Genomic DNA, 18,779 nt, shown 5'->3' on the forward strand with positions numbered 1-18,779 from the left:
CCACGCGCAGGCCGCAAACAGAAAAGCTGCATCGAGCCCAGGCTGGATGCAGCTTTTTTCAACAGCGGACCGCCCGCGTTACTTCGGCAGCGACCCGTCGACACCCTCGACGTACCAGTTCAGGCGCTGCAATTCCGCATCGGTCAGGGTCTTGCCTTCCGGCACCTTCACCGTGCCCGACTGATCCTTGATCGGGCCAGTGAACACGTCGCGCTTGCCGCTCGCGAGTTCTTCGCGCCTGGCGGCGACCTGCTTCTGCCCATCGGCCGGAATCGCCGACGTGTTCAGGTTTTCGAGGTTGACGGCCTTCTGCGGAATGCCCCACCACACCGGATCGTTCTTCCACTTGCCGTCGAGCACCTGCTGGATCACCGCGCTGTAGTACACGCCCCAGTGCGCGACCACCGAGCCGAGATGCGCATCAGGACCGAACTTCTTCATGTCCGAATCCCAGCCGAACGCGTGCACGTGCTTCTCCGAAGCTGTGGCGAGCGTCGCGCTCGAATCGGTGTTTTGCAGCAGCACGTCGGCGCCCTGGCCGATCAGCGTTTCGGCGGCCTGTTTTTCCTTGCCCGGATCGAACCAGCTGTTGATCCAGATCACCTTCGTATGCACCTTCGGGTTCACCGAGCGCGCACCCAGCGTGAACGCGTTGATGTTACGCACCACTTCCGGAATCGGCACCGATGCGACGAAGCCGAGCGTGTTGCTCTTCGTCACGTAGCCCGCGGCGACGCCGGCAAGATACGCGCCCTGGTACATGCGTACGTCGTAGGTGCCGAAGTTCGGCGCCTTCTTGTAGCCGGTCGCGTGCAGGAAGATGGTGTCCGGGAAGTCCTTCGCGACCTTCAGCTGGAAGTCCTGGAAGCCGAAGCTCGTGCCGAAGATGATCTTGTTGCCCTTGTTGGCGAGATCGCGGAATACGCGCTCCGAGTCGGCCGATTCCGGCACGTTCTCGACGCGCGTGATCTTGATCTTGTTGCCGAACTTCGCTTCGGCTTCGCGTGAGCCTTGATCGTGCGCGAAGGTCCAGCCGGCATCGCCCGGATTGCCGAGATAGACGAACGCGACGCCCGGCACATCGGCGGCCTGCGCGGTTTGCGCGAGCGGCGCGGCGAGTGCGAGCGACGCCGCACCCCACGCGAAAGCGGTCAGCAGATTTCTTCTCTTCATGTTTTCCCCTGTCGTGATGAGCGAATAGTAGTGAGCGGAATCGATAAAAAAACCCGTTTCGCCGTCAGCCCGCCGAGAAAAACGGCTTGCCGAGCGACGCGGGCGCATTCAGGCGAATCGTGTTCGGATTGCGCGAGATCAGCGCCAGCACGACGATCGTCGCGACGTAGGGCAGCATCGCGAGGAACTGCGTCGGCACCGGCACGCCGATCGCCTGCGCGTAGAACTGCAGCCCCGTCACCGCGCCGAACAGCAGCGAGCCGATCAAGAGACGTCCCGGGCGCCACGTCGCGAACACGACGAGGGCCAGCGCGATCCAGCCGCGGCCCGAGGTCAGGTTCTCCTGCCACAGGTGCAGATTGACGATCGAATAGTAGCCGCCCGCGAGCCCCGCCATGCCGCCGCCGAACGCGACCGCGCCATAGCGCACGCCCACCACCGGAAAGCCGACCGAGTGCGCGACCTGCGGCGATTCGCCGACCGAGCGCAGCACGAGCCCCGCGCGCGTGCGATACAGAAACCAGCCGATCGCCGCGAACATCAGGAACGCGAGGTAATCGAGCGGCGTGAGCGTAAACAGCGCGGGACCGAGCACCGGGATTTTCGACAGGCCGGGGATCGTCCACGTATCGATCGTCGCGCGCACCGCGGCCGACGTGTACGGCTTGCCGACGTACGCGGACAATCCGATGCCGAAGATCGTCAGCGACAGGCCGGTCGCGACCTGGTTGGCGAGCATCGTCAGCGTCAGGAACGCGAACAGCAGCGACATCGCGAGACCGGCGCCAATCGCGGCGAGCACGCCGAGCCACGGGCTGCCGGTGATCGACGTGACCGCGTAGCCGCTGACCGCGCCCATCAGCATCATCCCTTCCACGCCGAGATTGAGCACGCCCGATTTTTCGGCGACGAGTTCGCCGGCGCCCGCGAACATCAGCGGGATCGACGCGGTGATCGCGCTCGACGTGAGCGCGCTGGCTTGCTGGATATCCATATCGAGTTCTGAAAGCGGTTTAGCGAGCTGATTGGCAAGCTCAATGACCCACTGCCACGGTCGAGCGGCGCCGCACGCGGTAGTTCACGAACAGGTCGGCGCCGAGCAGGCAGAACAGCAGCAACCCCTGAAATACGCCCGACAGCGCCTGCGGCAATTGCATCGAGGTCTGCACCGCTTCGCCGCCGAGATACAGCAGCGCCATCAGCAGACTGGCGAGCACGATGCCGAGCGGATGCAAGCGGCCGACGAACACGACGATGATCGCGGTGAAGCCGTAGCCCGGCGACCACGTCGCCTGCAACTGGCCGATCGGACCGGCGATCTCGCCCATGCCGGCGAGGCCCGCGAGGCCGCCGCTAATCAGCAGCGAGGTCCAGATCGTCTTCTTGTCGGAGAAGCCGGCGTAGCGAGCGGCGAGCGGCGCGAGTCCGCCGACGTTCATCCGGTAGCCCGCGAAGCTCTTGCGCATAAACAGCCAGACGAGTGGAATCGCGATCAGCGTGAGGAACACGGACGCGTTCAGGCGCGTGCCGCGCAGAAATTTCCAGTGCCAGTCGCCGTACAGCGTCGGAAACAGCGCGTCGCCGCTGAACATCTCCGACAGCGGGAAGTTCATGCCCTGCGGATCGCGCCACGGGCCGCTCACCAGGTAGATCAGCAGTTGGGTCGCGACGTACGTGAGCATCAGGCTCACGAGAATCTCGTTGGTATTGAAACGGCTCTTCAGGAACGCGGGAATCGCAGCCCACGCCATGCCGCCGAGGATGCCCGCGAGCATCATCGTCGGCAGGATCCACCAGCCGCTCGCCTGATCGAAATAGATCGCGACGCCGCTTGCCGCGATGCCGCCGAGCAGCATCTGCCCTTCGGCGCCGATGTTCCACACGTTCGCGCGGTAACCGATCGCGAGCCCAAGGCCGATCAGGCACAACGGCGACGCCTTAAGCAGCAGTTCCGACCAGCCGTTGATGCTCGACAGCGGCTCGATGAAGAACGCGTGCATCGCCTGCAACGGGTCGCGGCCGACGAGGCCGAAAATAAGAAAGCCGATCGCGAGCGTCAGCACTGCGGCGATCAGCGGCACGGCGAGCTGCATCGTGCGCGAGGGCGTGGTGCGGGCTTCGAGTCGATAAGGAAGCATCATGGGTGGCGTGGGTTTGTTCGGGTTCTGTTCTTCAGGGTCCGCATTCGAGTGCGTGCTTAGCGTTTTGGCGTGGCCGGCGGGCAACGCCTCGCCTCACGCATGCGCCGGTTGGTCTGCTGCAGGCGCCGCGCCCTCGCGGTCGCCGAATAGCCCCGCCATCCAGCGGCCGATTTCCTCGGCGTTGGTCGCACCGGTCGCGCGCACCGGCGAGAGCCGCCCGCCCGCGAGCACCGCGATGCGATCGCAGATATCGAACAGCTCTTCCAGCTCCTCCGAGATCACCAGAATCGCGACGCCGCGCGCCGACAGATCGAGCAGTTGCTGACGGATGAATGCGGACGCGCCGACATCGACGCCCCATGTCGGCTGCGCGACCACGAGCACCTTCGGCGCCTGCAAAATCTCGCGGCCCATGATGTATTTCTGCAGATTGCCGCCCGACAGACTTTGCGCGAGCGCGTCGGGGCCGCCGCAGCGCACGTCGAACGCGTCGATGCAGCGCTTCGCGAACGCGCGCATCGCGCCCGCCCTGATCCAGCCCGACTTGACCATGTTCTGCCGATGTGCGGTCAGCAACGCGTTGTCGGCCAGGCTCATCGCCGGCACCGCGCCGCGGCCGAGCCGCTCCTCGGGCACGAAGCCAAAGCCGAGCGCGCGCCGGCGGCCCGCGCCGAGGCGCGCGGCCGGCCTGCCGCAGATCTTGATCGCGTCGGCCGGCAGGCTGCGTTTTTCAGCGCGCTTTTCTCCCGACAACGCCGCGAGCAGTTCCGCCTGGCCGTTGCCCGACACACCGGCAATGCCGAAGATCTCGCCCGCATGCACGCTGAACGACACGTCGCGCAACGACGTGCCGAACGGATCGTCGCTCGCGACCGACAACTGCCTGACGTCGAGCAGCACCGCGCCCGGCTTGTGCTCGCGCCGCGTGTAGTCGGGCAGCGAGTGGCCGACCATCAACTGCGCGAGCGACGCATGCGTCTCGTTCTTCGGCGTCACATTGCCGGTCACGCGGCCGCCTCGCATCACGGTCGCGGTGTCGCACAACTCCTGGATCTCGTCGAGCTTGTGGCTGATGTAGAGAATGCTGCAGCCTTCGGCCGCGAGCCGACGCAGCGTCGTGAACAGCTTGCGGACCGCCTGCGGCGTCAGCACCGAGGTCGGTTCGTCCATGATCAGCAGACGCGGATTCTGCAGCAGGCAGCGCACGATTTCGACGCGCTGGCGCTCGCCGACGGTGAGGCTGTGCACGTGCCGTTGCGGATCGATGTCGAGCCCGTAGTCGGCCGACACCTCGCGAATGCGTTTCGCAAGGGACTTCAGATCGAACGGTTCGTCGAGCGCGAGCGCGATGTTTTCGCCGACCGTCAGCGTTTCGAACAGCGAGAAGTGCTGGAACACCATGCCGACGCCGAGCTTGCGCGCGGCCGCCGGGCTCGCGATGTCGACCGTCTCGCCTTCCCAGCGGATCTCGCCGGCATCGGGCCGCACCGCGCCGTAGATGATCTTCATCAGCGTGCTCTTGCCCGCGCCGTTCTCGCCGAGCACCGCGTGGATCTCGCCGGGCGCGACGACGAGCGTGACGTCGTCGTTGGCGCGCACGGCCGGGTACTGCTTGGTGATGCCCGTCAGCGCGAGCCGGGGCACCGCCTGGCCGGTGAGTCGTGCGCCGTCGCTAAGTGGAGTGTCGCTCATGAGATTCCGTAGTGCGTTTGAGACGCCGCTTGCTGCCTGAATATCGCCGGGTCGGCGTCGATGACGTCCACCGTGCCGACGGGCGATCCGTCACCACAACCGAATGACGATACCTAATTCGACCCACTCAGTCGAGTTGACAAAATTCCCGCAAACCCGCGCCGCTACAAGCTCTGCGGGTATGTCACCCTTGACGTCGTTTTTCGTCCATATTAAAACGCATATACCCCTACGTCCGCTCGATCAGCCAGCACATATATTTCGGAGAATCCATGAGCCAGCAACGCGAGGCGATCGACACGTACCTGCTGCGCGTGTTGCACACGCTACTGATGGAGCGCAGCGTCACGCGCGCCGCCGTCAAACTGAATCAGTCCCAACCCGCGATCAGCGCGGCGCTGCGCCGTCTGCGCGACATCACCGGCGACCCGCTGCTGGTGCGCGGCAAGTCCGGCATGGTGCCGACCGAATACGGTTTGCGCCTGCTCGAACCGGTGCAGAACGCGCTGCGCGAAATCGAGCGCATCAAGTTCCAGCAGCACAACTTCGATCCGGCCACATCCATCCGCTGCTACCGGATCGGCTGTCCCGACTACCTGAACGTGCTGTTCGTGCCGACAGTCGTCGAACGTTTTCGCCAGGCCGCGCCGAACGCGACGCTCGAATTCCATTCGCTCGGCCCCGCGTTCGACTACGAACTCGCGCTCGAGGACGGCAAGCTCGACATCGTGGTCGGCAACTGGCCGGAGCCGCCCGAGCAATTGCATCTGTCGAACCTGTTCGTCGATCAGATCGTCTGCCTGATGAGCAACTCGCATCCGTTCGCCAAACGTGGCGGGCTCACGCTCGACCAGTACCTGAACGCACCGCATCTCGCGCCGACGCCGTACTCGGTCGGCCAGCGCGGCGCGATCGACGTGCATCTCGCGCGCGAGCGGTTGAAGCGCCATGTGGTCGTCACGCTGCCCTACTTCAATCTCGCGCCGTACGTGCTGATCAAATCCGATCTGATCTTCACGACGACGCGCCTCTTTGCCGACTACTACGCGAAGTTCCTGCCGCTGACCGTGGTGCCCGCGCCGCTCGACTTCCCGCCGATGCAGTACTACCAGCTGTGGCACGAGCGCGTGCACTACTCCGACGAAGTGCGCTGGCTGCGCAGTCTGGTTGGCGAGGCGACCCGGACGTTGATCGACAAGCCCTGAGCCCGCACGCGGCGCCGCTCAGATATCAACGACTCGCGGCATCCGCGCATCAGAGCGTGAGTGCCGCCCCTTCCGCACAAGCTCAAGCTGCCGTCTCGTAAAGCTGCCGCGCGAGCGCGTTATGCCGCTCGATCACCGGCCCGAGTTCGAGCGTCGCCAAGCGCCCTTCTTTCACCACCACCTTGCCGTCGATCACGCTATAGCTGACCTGCGACGGCGCGCAGAATACCAGAGCCGCCACCGGATCGTGCAGTGCGCCGGCAAACTGCGGCGCACGCAAATCGAACGCGACGAAATCCGCGGCCATGCCAGGCGCGAGCGCGCCGATGTCGTCGCGATTGAGCACCCGGGCGCCGCCCAGGGTCGCGATTTCGAGCGCCTCGCGCGCGGTCATCGCATCGGGTCCGAAACCGACGCGCTGCAGCAGCAGCGCCTGGCGCACTTCGGCGATCATCTGCGCAGCGTCGTTCGACGCCGAGCCGTCGACACCGAGCCCAACCGGCACGCCCGCGAGCCGCATGCGCTTGACCGGCGCGATGCCCGACGCGAGCCGCATGTTCGAGCACGGACAGTGCGCGACGCCGGTGCCGGTGTGGGCGAACAGCGCGATGCCCGAGTCGTCGAGTTGCACGCAGTGCGCATGCCATACGTCGCGGCCGACCCAGCCGAGATCGTGCGCATACTCAGCCGGCGTCATGCCGAACTTCTCGCGGCTGTACTCGACGTCGTTGACGTTCTCCGCCAGATGCGTGTGCAGCGACACGCCGTACTGGCGCGCGAGCAGCGCCGATTCGCGCATCAGGTCGCGGCTCACGGAAAACGGCGAGCACGGCGCCACGACGACGCGCAGCATCGCGTAGCGGCCGTCGTCGTGATACGTCTCGATCAGGCGCTGCGTGTCCTTCAGGATGTCCGCTTCGCGCTCGACCACCGAATCGGGCGGCAAGCCGCCGTCTTTCCGTCCCACGCTCATGCTGCCGCGCGCCGCATGAAAGCGCATGCCGATGCGGCGCGCCGCGGCGATGCTGTCGTCCAGACGGCTGCCGTTCGGATAGATATACAGATGGTCGCTCGACGTCGTGCAGCCCGACAGCAGCAGCTCGGCCATCGCGGTCAGCGTCGATACTTCGATCATGTCGGGCGTGAGGTTCGCCCACACCTTGTACAGATTCGTCAGCCAGCCGAACAGCTCGGCGTTCTGCGCGGCGGGAATCGCGCGCGTGAGGCTCTGGTACATGTGGTGATGCGTATTGACGAGGCCAGGTATCACCAGGTGGCCGCGCAGGTCGAGTACCTGATCGGCCGTTTGCGGCAGTTGCGCGGTCGGCCCGACCGCGACGATCCGGTTGTCCTCGATAAATAGACCGGCGTCGCGCAATTCGCGCCGCTCGCCATCCATCGTGACGAGCACGTCCGCGTGCTTCACGAGCATCGTTTTGCCGGGTTGTTTCAGTGGTTCATTCATCGTCATTCGTCTGTCCGCCTGATCGCCTGCATGCAAAGCCGTTCGAACGCGATGCGGCGGCACGCCACCGTGCCGCCGCGTTCGGTTGAACGCCGTTGGCCCGGTTACCCAGCGCGAATCGCCGTCTTCGGGGTTTGCCGTGCCAAAGGCCTGCCTTTGCACGGGTGTGTCGCACAGCGCTTACCTTCGGTAGCCAAAATCCCGCTGACAACTCGCGCGGTTGCGATACCCAACTTCACACCGCCAATATAGTGGTGCATTTTTGGCGCCGGTACGATCGGCCGATGAGCCGGCGCGGCTTTCGACTGGCTGTCCATCATGCGCGAACTATTATCTTTCCTATCGCTCGCGCGCTGAACGGGGCATCCTTTTTACAATGGCTGCCACGGCGCTCGCTTCAATTCGCCGACGGGTATGTAGCCACTGACGTGGAGCCTCGATCCGCCGCAAACGTAATGGATCGGGCCGCCGCCGACACCTCGCATTCACACAAGGACAATTGCGAATGGGCAAGCTCACTACCCATGTGCTCGACACCGCGAACGGCCGTCCCGGCGCAGGCATCAAGGTCGAACTCTTCGCGCTCGCCGGAGACACGCGCCGCGCGCTCAAAACCACTGTCACCAATCACGACGGCCGCTGCGACGAGCCGCTGCTCGAGGGCGACGCGCTCGTCGCTGGCGAGTACGAACTCGTGTTCGGCGCGGGCGACTACTTCGCGTCGCTCGGCACCAGCTTGCCGGAGCCGCGCTTCGTCGATCGCGTCGTGCTGCGCTTCGGCGTCGCCGATGCCAGCGCGCACTATCACGTGCCGCTGCTGGTGTCGCCGTTTTCGTACAGCACGTATCGCGGCAGCTAGCCCTGCCGGATGCAAGCCGCGTCCGCTTCGGCACGAACAGACACAAATACGCACAAGCGCCCCGCGATACCCATAACAAGCCGCGCTGCGTCTTCTATCCGCAGTCGGCGCGATGACCGGCGACGTCGAACGTCATCGCGCGCACAACGAATCAGAAGTGGAGGAGTTTCATGGAAGGCTTTATCACCGACTGGTTGAACCTCGCGATTCGCTGGTTCCACGTCATCGCCGCCATCGCATGGATCGGCGAATCGTTCTATTTCGTCGCGCTCGACAACAGCCTGAAACCGCCGACCGATCCGAACCAGCGCCGTCGCGGCGTGTTCGGCGAGCTGTGGCACGTGCACGGCGGCGGCTTCTACAACATGCAGAAGTACACGGTCGCGCCGCCGGAAATGCCCGAAGACCTGCACTGGTCGAAATGGCCGTCGTACACGACGTGGCTGTCGGGCTTCGGCCTCTTTACCGTGCTGTATCTGTTCTCGCCGAGCACTTACCTGATCGACAAGAACGTGCTCGACATGGGACCGGTGGTTGCGGTCTCCTCGGCGATCGGTTTCCTCGCGGCCGGCTGGATCGTCTATGACTCGCTGTGCCGCATTCTCGGCACGCGCGACAAACTGCTCGGCGTCTGTGTCGGCGTATATGTGCTGATCGCGGCGTATCTCGCCTGTCATATCTTCGCGGGCCGCGCGGCGTATCTGATCATGGGCGCAATGCTCGCGACGATCATGTCGGCCAACGTGTTCTTCGTGATCATTCCGGGCCAGCGCAAGATGGTCGACGCGATGCTCAAGGGCGACACGCCGAACCCGATCTATGGCAAGCGCGGCAAGCAGCGCTCGGTGCACAACACCTACTTCACGCTGCCGGTCGTGTTCGCGATGCTGTCGAACCACTACGCGATGACCTATACGCATCCATACAACTGGGCGGTGCTCGTCGTCATCATGCTGGCCGGCGCGCTGATCCGTCAGTTCTTCGTAATGCGCCATCGCGGCCAGGTGTTGTGGTATCTGCCGCTCGTCGGCGTCGCGCTGATGTGCACGGCGCTCGTGTGGACCATGCCGCGTCCGGTGGTGCCGCAGGCGCAGGCCGCCAACGCGCCGACGCTGAAGGTCGCCGACATCGCGCCGGTGCTGCAGCAGCGCTGCGTGGCTTGCCACTCCTCGCATCCGACGATGATGGGCAGCGCACCCGCCGGCGTGCTGATGGATACCCCCGACGAAATCTCGCAGAACGCGCAGCGCATTTACCAGCAGGCGGTCACGTTGAAAGCGATGCCGCTCGGCAACGTCACGCACATGACCGACGACGAGCGGATGAAGATCGCCGCGTGGTTCGAAGGCGGCGCGGCGAAGTAAAGACGTCTGACCGGATCACGGATCCGGTTCCGAGGTAGAGGCTGGTGTGTGTACGGGCTTGTCGCGAGAGCGGCAAGCCCGTTGTCGTTTGGGAGGATGGTGGGTGCAATCAGTGGCATCGATGCATTAAATTTGTCGCCCTTGGGCTACAAAATAGGCCATAGATATGTAAAACGTAGCCCTAAAGGCACAAAAACAAACAACCTTATTGTGGCTCTTGGGCTACAATAAATCGCAAATACGCTGAATTTGACGCCCTGAGGCCACAAATGACCAACCTCGCCGATGTCTCGGACATGCTGAAAGCCGTACGCCGCGACAGCAAGCTATCGCAGGAAGAGCTTGCGCGCCGCGCGGGCGTGGCCCGCACGACCGTCGCGCGGATGGAGACGCTCGCCAAAAACGATATGAGCGTGTCCGTGCTGGTGCGCCTGCTCGAAGCCGCCGGTTACGACCTCAAGTTCGTCGCGCATGGACATGGCCGCACGCTCGAAGACATCCTCGCTGAACAGCGCAGCCCGGACGCGCAGCCATGAAGCTCGACGTTCAGGTACTAGGCAAGAACGTTGCCACGCTGTTTCGCGAGCGCGACGACTATGTCCTCAAATACAACCGCGACGCGAGCGCGGCCGACTTCGTCAGTCTGACGATGCCGGTGCGCGAAGAGGCCTGGCGCTGGCCGCGCGACCTACATCCGTTTTTCCGCCAGAACCTGCCCGAGGGCTACCTGCTGAATCTGATCCGCGAGCAATTCGGGCCCTTGCTCGACGGAACCGATCTGTCGCTGCTCGCCGTGGTGGGCTCGATGGGGATCGGCCGGGTCACCGTCACGCCAGAAGGCGTGGCGCCGGGCACCGAACTGGAGGCGCTCGACGTCCAGCACATTCTGCACGGCGACAACACCGCCGAACATTTCGCGCAACTGGTGCGTGAATACGCGCGAGCGGCCATTTCAGGTGTCGTGCCGAAGTTCATCGCGCCGGAAGCGCAGCCTGCCGCATCGACACCGTTGCAGCTCGGAAAGCCGACGATTCGAACGAGCCGTCACATCGTCAAAGGTTCGGACGACAACACGCCATTTCTCGGTTTCAACGAGTTCCATTCGATGCGGGTGCTGGAGCGGCTGGGGGTGGCGCCCGTTGCGCGCACGCAGATGTCGGACGATGGCCGGGCGCTCGTCGTCGAGCGCTTCGATGTCGACGCACAAGGACTGCCGGCGTACGGCGTCGAAGACCTGTGCGGCCTGCTCGGTTTGCCGCCGCACGAAAAATACAATTCGACCAGCGAGAAAATGCTCAACGCGGCAAGAGCGTATCTGCTCGATCGCGACACCACGCGAACGCAGCTCCAGCAGCTCGGCTGGCATCTGCTGACCAACTACGTCGTGCGCAATGCGGACTGCCACACCAAGAACGTCGCGCTGTTCTATACGTCGGTCGACGATGTCGCGTTCACGCCCGTCTACGATGTCGTGACGACCCAGGCTTATCCGCGCTTCGCCGCCAATCCGCCGGGCCTCGCCATCGACGGCCGCAAGACCTGGGCAGCCGGTAAAACGCTGGAACGCTTTTTCAACACGCGCATGGGCATCGCTCCGCGGCAATATGCGCAAATGGTCGAGGCGCTGTGCGACTCGGCTGTCGACGTCGGTCACGAGTTGATCGAGGCAGCGCGCAACGAACCGCAGTGGCGCACGGTCGCCAAGCAGATGCTGCATGCGTGGGACGACGGCATGACATCGCTGCGTTCGCCAAAGAAGAGCCTGCAATTCAGGGGTCTCAAGCCGGCCATCGAAGCAGCGGGATTTTCGGCGCCGGAGCCGCCCGAGCGGTCAAGAGAAGTCATCGGGCATTCGCCGCTGCTCGGCAGGCGCAAGTGATCGTGATCCATGCAAGAAAGCCCGCGACGTAACGCACGTCGCGGGCTTTTCTTTTCAACCGCAACGCTACCGGCTACACGGCAGCTGCATTGCCATCAAACCGCCACCGCGCTCAACGCATCTTCCGTGAGCCAGAGCGACTCCGCCAGATCCTGCTCGTTCAGATTCAGCCCCTCGCCGCCACGATCGACGACGATAAAGTCGCTCACCTCGCCCAACGCGATCAGCGGATGGTGCCATACGCCCTTCGCGTAGTTGACGCCCTGCCAACCACTCGTGACGAACGCGCGAATCTTCGCCGCGTCCAGTTCGCCCGCGGGTGCGACGACGACCAGATACGGCTTGTCGTTCAGCGGCACGAATGCCTGGCTGCCGAGCGGATGACGCTCGAGCATCTTCACTTCGAACGGCAGCGCGCGCGGCTGGCCACGAAACAGATTGACGAGCGTGCGGCCGTGCTCGTCGGTCACGTCGACTTTCGCGAGGTCGTGATAGCGGATCGTCGTGCCGCGGTTAATCGGAATCTGCTTCGCGCCTTCGAGTTCGATCACGTCGCCGAATGCGGCGAACGCCTCTTTCGTCAGCGGTTCGATGGCGAGCGTTTTCATTCGAGCGTACCCCACAGACGCAGACGCGACACACCGCCGTCCGGATAGATGTTGAAGCGCACATGCGTGACGGGTCCGAGCGCCGCGATCTCGCTTTCGAAGAAATGCTGCTTGTCCATCTGCAGTTTCTGCTCGCCGAGCAGCACCGGCCAGAACATCGCCTGCGTGACGAGCGAACTGTCGGTGCCTCCCTTCACGTACGCGGCCTGGATCGAGCAGCGATCCGGATAGTTGCCCTTGAAGTGGGCGGTGTCGACTTCGATCTTGCGGATCACACCCGGCTGCGCGAGCGCGATGATCGCCCAGTCGTTGCCCGGCTCGCGACGACGACGCGTTTCCCAGCCATCCCCCATATTCGCGCCGCGGCCCGGCATCAGCAGCGTCGAGGCCGCGCCGAAGTGCTGGTTGTTCGCGCCGACCAGATACGCGCCGTTTTCCATCGCGGCGAGATCGAACTGCTCGGTGCGGCTCGCGCCCGCCCAGTCCACCTGCGGCTGACCGTACACACGCAGACGCGCGATGCCGCCGTCCGGATAGATGTTCACGCGCAGATGCGTGTACGCGTTCGCGTCGGCGACTTCGAGGTAGTGGTGGCTATTGCCCTGCAACGTGGTGGACGGCACGATCTCGGTCCATTGCGTCGACTGTTTCGGCTCGCCATCGACGACACGCGCCGCTTCCACCGACGCCGCCGGCGGGAAGTTGCCGGTGAAGTGGCTGGTGTCGAGGTCGAGTCCCTTGATCACACCGGGCCGCGCGAGCTTGACGACACACCAGTCGTAGCCGGTCGTGCGCTTGCGGCGCGTTTCCCAGCCGTCCATCCACTTGCCGTTGTCGTCGTACTTGCCCGGAATGAAGACGGCCGGTTCCGGATTCAGCATGCGGTCCTTCGGCGCGAAGAATTCGTCGCTAGCCTCGAGCGCCTGCGCGCCCAGACGCGGGTCCGCCAGGTTCACGTAACGGCGCGTGAATTCCGGTGCGTTGGGGTCGAGAATCGGAAGTGCCATCTTTGTCGTCCTTGATATCGATTGGTGCGGGAAAAACGTTGCGGCTCGTTGCGTGACGCGGTGCGCGTCACACGCCGATCAGGTCGTCGAGCCGCAAACGTGCAATGCGATAGATCTGATCGAGGCTCGCGCGCATCTCGTCGGCGCGGCTATTGTTCATGCGCGATTCGAAGTTCGCGATGATGCCGTGGCGGTCGTAGCCGCGCACCGCGAGAATGAACGGAAAGCCGAACTTCTCGCGATACGCGTGATTGAGCGCATGCAGCTTGTCGAACTCTTCCTGCGTGCATTGCGCGAGCCCGGCGCCGCTTTGCTCGCGGGTCGATTCGGCGGTCAGCTCGCCGCGCACCGCGGCCTTGCCGGCCAGCTCCGGGTGCGCGTTGATCAGCGCGAGCTGCCTGTCCTCGCCCGAGGTTTCGACGATCTGCGACATGCTGCGATGCAGCTCGTCGATGCTCGCGAACGGCCGCTGCCGCGCCGCAATCTCCGCGACCCACGGCGAGTGCTCGAAGATGCCCGACAGCGTCGCAACGAACGCGTCGGTCGAGAGGCTGTTGAGTTGGTCCAGGGTGTATTGCATCGCCTTCATGCCGCAGCCTCGCGGTTGTCCTGTTGATAAGGATGAGTCTCGTGCCAGTGCCGCGCAATATCGACGCGCCGCGATACCCATACGCGATCGTGCTGTTCGATGTGATCGAGAAAGCGCTGCAGCGCGCGGAAACGCCCCGGCCGTCCGAGCAGCCGGCAGTGCATGCCGATCGACAGCATCTTCGGCACTTCGTCGCCCTCTTCGTACAGCACGTCGAACGCGTCGCGCAGGTAGGTGAAGAAGTGGTCCGCGGTGTTGAAGCCTTGCGGCGTCGCGAAGCGCATGTCGTTGGTGTCGAGCGTGTACGGCACGATCAGTTGCGGGACGCTCTTGCCGCCCGCCACCTCGACGTCCATCCAGAACGGCAGGTCGTCGCCGTAGTAATCGGAGTCGTACAGGAAGCCGCCGTATTCGGCGACCAGCCGATGGGTGTTCGGACTGTCGCGGCCGGTGTACCAGCCGAGCGGCCGCACGCCGGTCACGCGCTCGATCGCCTCCATGCCGAGGCGCATGTGCTCCGCTTCCTTCTCCGGCGACATGTCCTGATAGTGAATCCAGCGATAGCCGTGGCACGCGATCTCATGCCCGAGTTCGACGAACGCCCGCGCGACTTCCGGATTCCGCTCGATCGCCATGCCGACGCCGAACACCGTCAGCGCGAGGTCACGTCTTTCGAATTCACGCAGGATGCGCCACACGCCCGCGCGCGAGCCGTATTCGTAGATCGACTCCATGCTCATGTGCCGCGCCGGATACGCCGCCGCGCCAACGATCTCCGACAGGAACTGCTCGGAACCGGGGTCGCCGTGCAGCACGCAGTTTTCGCCGCCCTCTTCGTAGTTGAGGACGAATTGCACCGCGATGCGCGCTCGCCCCGGCCAGTTCGCGTGCACCGGGTGGCGGCCGTAGCCGATCAGATCGCGTGGGTAGTTCGGGTCGAGTGGCATGGTTTGACGGATGGGTAGTGACGGCACCAGGAATTTGCGTGAAGCTCGCGCATGAAGCTCGGGCTCGAAACCCCTCGGCAACGACGCCGGAACTGACCTTTGCAAGCGCTCGTTCGGAGGCTTCAGCGGCGGCCGAAGCCGCCGCACCGAGTTGACCCAGTGTAGCGAAAACGCCCCGGTGAGCCCATACGGCCGGGCAGATAGTGCGTGTTACAGCAAGTGTATGTGCGCGTCCGCCTGGGTCTCCGCCGAGTCGGCGTTTACCCGCAGCGGGCCGGGGCTGAACGAGGCGAGCGCGCCGTCGTAGCGCTTCGTGAGCGGGTGTGCATAGTCGCCGCGCTTGGCCGTCGCGAGACGCAGCGCCACCAGTGCCTCGGTCCATTTGACGGCCGCCGTCACGCCTTCGATCACCGGCGCGCCGAGCGCGTCCTCGATCTCCGCGCATAGCTCGGCCATGCCCGCGCAACCGAGCACGATCGCGTCCGACCCATCCTCGTCGAGCGCGCGCCGGCATTCGTCGAGGATGATGCGACGCGCCGCCGAGCCGGGCTTGTCGAGATCGAGCACGGCGACGTCGGTCGCACGCACGTTGCGGCAGAAGCGCTTCATGCCGTAGCGCTCGGCCAGATGCCAGGCCATGCCGCAGGTGCGAGCGAGCGTCGTCACGACCGAAAAGCCCGGCGCGAGCACGCTCGCCGCGTGCATCGCCGCCTCGGCGATGCCGATCACCGGCCCGCGCGCCAACTCGCGGGCCGCGTAGAGACCCGGGTCGCCGAAGCACGCGATCACGTAGCCGTCGCAGCCTTCCCGCTCGCCCGCCGCGACTTCGGCGAGGAGACCCGGTGTGGCGAGCGCTTCGTCGTAATAGCCTTCGATCGACGGCGGGCCCATCGTCGGATTGACGGCGATCACTTCGGTGCCGGGCGCGGCGATCTCGCGCGCGCAGCGCCCCATCGCCTCGGTCATGCGGCGCGTCGTGTTCGGATTGATCAGTTTGATACGCATGGCGACTCCTGTTCGACTCATATTGCAGCGGCGAAAACGTGGCGCTCCATGAAGCTCAGCGCGCGAGCATCCGGTAAAACAGCGCGCCGAGTCCCGCGCCGATGAACCATGAGAAATTCGCGAGGCCGTCGAGGCCCGGCACCATCACGCAGATCACCGCGATCACCGCGGCCGGCAGCAACGCGGCCACCGCACGATAGTTGACGCCGTTGCGATACCAGTACGAGCCGTTCGGCGCGACCGTGTACAGATCGTCGAGCACGATCTTCTGACGCTTGATCAGATAGAAATCGACGATCAGGACGCCGTACAAAGGTCCGATGAAGCTGCCGAGCACGTCGAGCGTGTAGTGAATCACGGCCGGATTGTTGAACAGGTTCCACGGCGTGATGAACACCGACGCGACCGCCGCGAGCATGCCGCCCGCACGCCAGCTGATGAGGCGCGGCGCGACGTTCGAGAAGTCGAAGGCCGGCGACACGAAGTTCGCGACGATGTTGATGCCGATCGTCGCGATCGTGAAGGTCAGCGCGCCGAGAATCACGGCCATCGGATAGTCGATGCGGCCCACCGTTTCGACCGGGTCCGTGATCAGCTCGCCGAACACCGGCAGCGTGGCCGCGGTCGTGATCACCGTCACCAGCGAGAACGCGAGGAAGTTGACCGGCAGGCCCCAGAAGTTGCCGCGCTTGACGCTGCGAAAGCTCTTGCTGTAGCGCGAGAAGTCGCCGAAATTCAGCATCGGTCCGGAGAAGTACGACACCACCAGTGAGATCGCCGTGATCATCACCGGCACCACTTCCATGCCGTGATATTTGACGCCGCCGAGGTTGATGCCGATGTTGCGCCAGCCCGCGCGATACACCATGTAGCCGGCGAGAATGAACATCACGACGTAGACGGCCGGCCCGGCGAAGTCGATGAACTTCTTGATGGTCTCCATGCCATGCCAGAACACCAGCGCCTGCAGTACCCACAGCAGCATGAAGCCGGCCCAGCCGAGCGTCGACAGACCGAGCAGGCCATGCCGATGCACGTCGGCATACGGCAGCAGTTGCGGCACGAACTTCAGCACGACGATCACGAGCGCGCTCGACGCGAGATAGGTCTGGATGCCATACCACGCGACCGCGATCAGGCCGCGGATCACCGCGGGAACATTCGCGCCGAGCACGCCGAAGGTCGCGCGGCAAGCGACCGGATACGGCACGCCGTTCAGCTGGCTCGGCTTTGCGATCAGGTTGCACAGCACGTTCACGAGCGTGATGCCGACGAGCAACGCGACCAGCACCTGCCAGCTCGTCAGGCCGAGCGCGAAGAGACTCCCCGCGAAGACATAGCCACCCACGCTGTGCACGTCCGACATCCAGAACGCGAAGATGTTGTACGCGGTCCAGTTCTGCGCGCGCAGCGGCGCGAGGTCCGCGTTGTAGAGCCGCTCGCTGTAGCCGGCCGGCATCGACGGTTCGGTCTGGGCCGTGCCGTCCGGGTAGTTGGAGATGGGGTGACTGCCTGGCGCTGCACTGAACTGAGCCATGATTCCTCCTTTGGATAGGGACCGTCGAAAGCGCATCGACGGACATTGCATCGGCCATGCCAGTTGCTCGCTTCTTGCCCTGCGTGGGTCGCAGAAGTCGGCGTCGTGGTCCCGGACCGTGCCGCGCGTGTCTCCGTACTGACGTACTTGTGGTTGTCGCATCGCCGGCCGCCGCGGATTTCCGGCGATGCGTCGCTACCCTAAGGTCCGTCGTCTCGCGACGGACGTGCGTGTTCAGGCCGGCGGCGCTCACGCGAGGCCGCCGTGCCGTGCATCTATCGGTTCAGTTCAATTCAGTGCGACGCGCACCACCAACGGGCGCTCGCCTGCTACTTGCCTCAGCCTGGGGGTGGAGTCGGCTTCGGCTCTTTACGTGGATGTTTCTTTCGGCGCGAGCGCACCGAATACTTCCTGCAGATCCGCAGCACCGCGCGCGGGGCGCTCCAGCATCTTCAACTCGACGCTTTGCAGGTGGCGCGACATCAGCGCGGCCGCCTGCTTCGCATCGCCGGCGTCGAGCGCGGCGAGAATCGCTTCGTGGTCCTCGAACGAGCACGGGCTGCGTCCGAGCGATTCGTACAGCGCGGAAATCAGCGTGGAACGCGCGACCAGCCCGTTCAGGCAATCGCACAGCACCGAGTTGCCGGTCAGGTTCGCGAGCTCCGTATGAAACTCGCCCGACAAACGGATCCATGCCGGAAAATCGCGCGTTTCGAATGCCTTGCGTTCCCGGCCGATCATGCCGCCGATGTTCTTCAGACGCCGCATGCCGTGTCCGCTACAGATCTTTTCGACGACGGCCAGCTCGATGATGCGGCGCATTTCGAACACCTCGTGCACCTCCTGCAACGACGGACTCGCGACGAACGCGCCACGGTTCGGCTCGAGATCGACGAGCCGCTCACCCGCCAGCTGCGACAGCGCCTGACGGATCGGGCCGCGCTTTACGCCGAATACTTCGCATAGCTGAGCTTCGGTGAGCTTCGCGCCGGGTGCCAGCCGATGCTCGAGGATCGCCGCGCGGATGCGCTCGGCGATTGCTTCGGGCTTCGAACTGTTCGCGACTGATTCGGTGTCGGACATGATTGGCGTCTCGGTATGTTGGTCATCATAGGATGGACACAAATATTGTCAACAATTTTTGCGTCGATTTTCGACAGTTCTTGTGCTGCGTTGCGTCAGGAAAGGCCTGCAAGTCAAGCTGCGCGGCTGTCTGGCGGAAATATTACCCGTTTTCACGGCGCGAAGCCGACTGTTGGCGGCTGGGATTTTGTCAACAAAAATTGAAAACATTGACGACGGGTTTGA

General features: G+C 64.3%; 18 protein-coding genes. 6 read left to right on the forward strand and 12 right to left on the reverse strand.

What is annotated here, in order from left to right; genetic code table 11:
- Positions 1 to 78 precede the first annotated feature (78 nt).
- From AB3X86_RS04495 to AB3X86_RS04510, 4 genes are all read right to left on the reverse strand, one after another.
- Positions 79 to 1,173, reverse strand: a complete 1,095-nt coding sequence (locus tag AB3X86_RS04495) for a BMP family ABC transporter substrate-binding protein (protein ID WP_368595083.1) — start codon at positions 1,171 to 1,173, stop codon at positions 79 to 81.
- Positions 1,174 to 1,237: 64 nt separating this feature from the next.
- Positions 1,238 to 2,167, reverse strand: a complete 930-nt coding sequence (locus AB3X86_RS04500) for an ABC transporter permease (protein ID WP_176108325.1) — start codon at positions 2,165 to 2,167, stop codon at positions 1,238 to 1,240.
- Positions 2,168 to 2,207: 40 nt separating this feature from the next.
- A complete protein-coding gene (locus AB3X86_RS04505; RefSeq protein ID WP_176379244.1) occupies positions 2,208 to 3,314 on the reverse strand; it encodes an ABC transporter permease in 1,107 nt (368 codons plus the stop codon).
- 93 nt (positions 3,315 to 3,407) lie between these two features.
- Positions 3,408 to 5,006, reverse strand: coding sequence for an ABC transporter ATP-binding protein (locus tag AB3X86_RS04510; protein ID WP_368595084.1), 1,599 nt, complete (start codon positions 5,004 to 5,006; stop codon positions 3,408 to 3,410).
- 272 nt (positions 5,007 to 5,278) lie between these two features.
- Here AB3X86_RS04510 and AB3X86_RS04515 point away from each other — a divergent pair, with 272 nt between their 5' ends.
- Entirely contained in the window at positions 5,279 to 6,211 is a 933-nt protein-coding gene (locus AB3X86_RS04515) for a LysR substrate-binding domain-containing protein (RefSeq protein WP_368595085.1), read from the forward strand.
- A gap of 82 nt (positions 6,212 to 6,293) precedes the next feature.
- On the opposite strand, the gene AB3X86_RS04520 is transcribed toward AB3X86_RS04515, so the two are convergent.
- A complete protein-coding gene (locus tag AB3X86_RS04520; RefSeq protein WP_368595086.1) occupies positions 6,294 to 7,682 on the reverse strand; it encodes an 8-oxoguanine deaminase in 1,389 nt (462 codons plus the stop codon).
- 499 nt (positions 7,683 to 8,181) lie between these two features.
- Between AB3X86_RS04520 and uraH the strand changes: the two genes are divergently transcribed.
- The 4 genes from uraH to AB3X86_RS04540 all read left to right on the forward strand — a co-directional run bounded on the left by uraH (position 8,182) and on the right by AB3X86_RS04540 (position 11,778).
- Positions 8,182 to 8,535 (forward strand): hydroxyisourate hydrolase, encoded by a 354-nt coding sequence (uraH, locus tag AB3X86_RS04525; protein ID WP_184227198.1) that lies wholly within the window; start codon positions 8,182 to 8,184, stop codon positions 8,533 to 8,535.
- A 170-nt stretch (positions 8,536 to 8,705) separates the two neighbouring features.
- On the forward strand, positions 8,706 to 9,899 hold the full coding sequence (locus AB3X86_RS04530) for a urate hydroxylase PuuD (RefSeq protein ID WP_176125567.1): 1,194 nt from the start codon (positions 8,706 to 8,708) through the stop codon (positions 9,897 to 9,899).
- Between the two features lie 269 nt (positions 9,900 to 10,168).
- The gene (locus AB3X86_RS04535; protein WP_008920757.1) at positions 10,169 to 10,435 is read left to right on the forward strand and encodes a helix-turn-helix transcriptional regulator; all 267 of its coding nucleotides are present in this window, start codon (positions 10,169 to 10,171) and stop codon (positions 10,433 to 10,435) included.
- Entirely contained in the window at positions 10,432 to 11,778 is a 1,347-nt protein-coding gene (locus tag AB3X86_RS04540) for a type II toxin-antitoxin system HipA family toxin (protein WP_368588680.1), read from the forward strand. Before AB3X86_RS04535 ends, AB3X86_RS04540 begins: the two co-directional genes overlap by 4 nt.
- A gap of 95 nt (positions 11,779 to 11,873) precedes the next feature.
- On the opposite strand, the gene AB3X86_RS04545 is transcribed toward AB3X86_RS04540, so the two are convergent.
- From AB3X86_RS04545 to AB3X86_RS04575, 7 genes are all read right to left on the reverse strand, one after another.
- Positions 11,874 to 12,386 (reverse strand): ureidoglycolate lyase, encoded by a 513-nt coding sequence (locus tag AB3X86_RS04545; RefSeq protein WP_176368916.1) that lies wholly within the window; start codon positions 12,384 to 12,386, stop codon positions 11,874 to 11,876.
- The gene (gene alc / locus AB3X86_RS04550; protein WP_368595087.1) at positions 12,383 to 13,393 is read right to left on the reverse strand and encodes an allantoicase; all 1,011 of its coding nucleotides are present in this window, start codon (positions 13,391 to 13,393) and stop codon (positions 12,383 to 12,385) included. Before alc ends, AB3X86_RS04545 begins: the two co-directional genes overlap by 4 nt.
- Positions 13,394 to 13,460: 67 nt before the next feature.
- Positions 13,461 to 13,982 carry a 2-oxo-4-hydroxy-4-carboxy-5-ureidoimidazoline decarboxylase gene (gene uraD, locus AB3X86_RS04555; protein ID WP_368595088.1) on the reverse strand — a complete coding sequence of 174 codons (522 nt, stop codon included), beginning with the start codon at positions 13,980 to 13,982 and terminating at the stop codon, positions 13,461 to 13,463.
- The gene (puuE, locus tag AB3X86_RS04560) at positions 13,979 to 14,929 is read right to left on the reverse strand and encodes an allantoinase PuuE (protein WP_368595400.1); all 951 of its coding nucleotides are present in this window, start codon (positions 14,927 to 14,929) and stop codon (positions 13,979 to 13,981) included. Before puuE ends, uraD begins: the two co-directional genes overlap by 4 nt.
- Positions 14,930 to 15,139: 210 nt before the next feature.
- Positions 15,140 to 15,934 (reverse strand): aspartate/glutamate racemase family protein, encoded by a 795-nt coding sequence (locus AB3X86_RS04565; RefSeq protein ID WP_368595089.1) that lies wholly within the window; start codon positions 15,932 to 15,934, stop codon positions 15,140 to 15,142.
- A 55-nt stretch (positions 15,935 to 15,989) separates the two neighbouring features.
- Positions 15,990 to 17,471, reverse strand: a complete 1,482-nt coding sequence (locus AB3X86_RS04570; protein WP_368595090.1) for an NCS1 family nucleobase:cation symporter-1 — start codon at positions 17,469 to 17,471, stop codon at positions 15,990 to 15,992.
- A 369-nt stretch (positions 17,472 to 17,840) separates the two neighbouring features.
- Positions 17,841 to 18,554, reverse strand: coding sequence for a GntR family transcriptional regulator (locus AB3X86_RS04575; RefSeq protein WP_368595091.1), 714 nt, complete (start codon positions 18,552 to 18,554; stop codon positions 17,841 to 17,843).
- 15 nt (positions 18,555 to 18,569) lie between these two features.
- Between AB3X86_RS04575 and AB3X86_RS04580 the strand changes: the two genes are divergently transcribed.
- Positions 18,570 to 18,758, forward strand: coding sequence for a hypothetical protein (locus AB3X86_RS04580; RefSeq protein ID WP_368595092.1), 189 nt, complete (start codon positions 18,570 to 18,572; stop codon positions 18,756 to 18,758).
- Positions 18,759 to 18,779 lie beyond the last annotated feature (21 nt).

The organism is Paraburkholderia sp. BR14374, from assembly GCF_040948685.1.
Taxonomy (GTDB): Bacteria; Pseudomonadota; Gammaproteobacteria; order Burkholderiales; family Burkholderiaceae; genus Paraburkholderia; species Paraburkholderia youngii.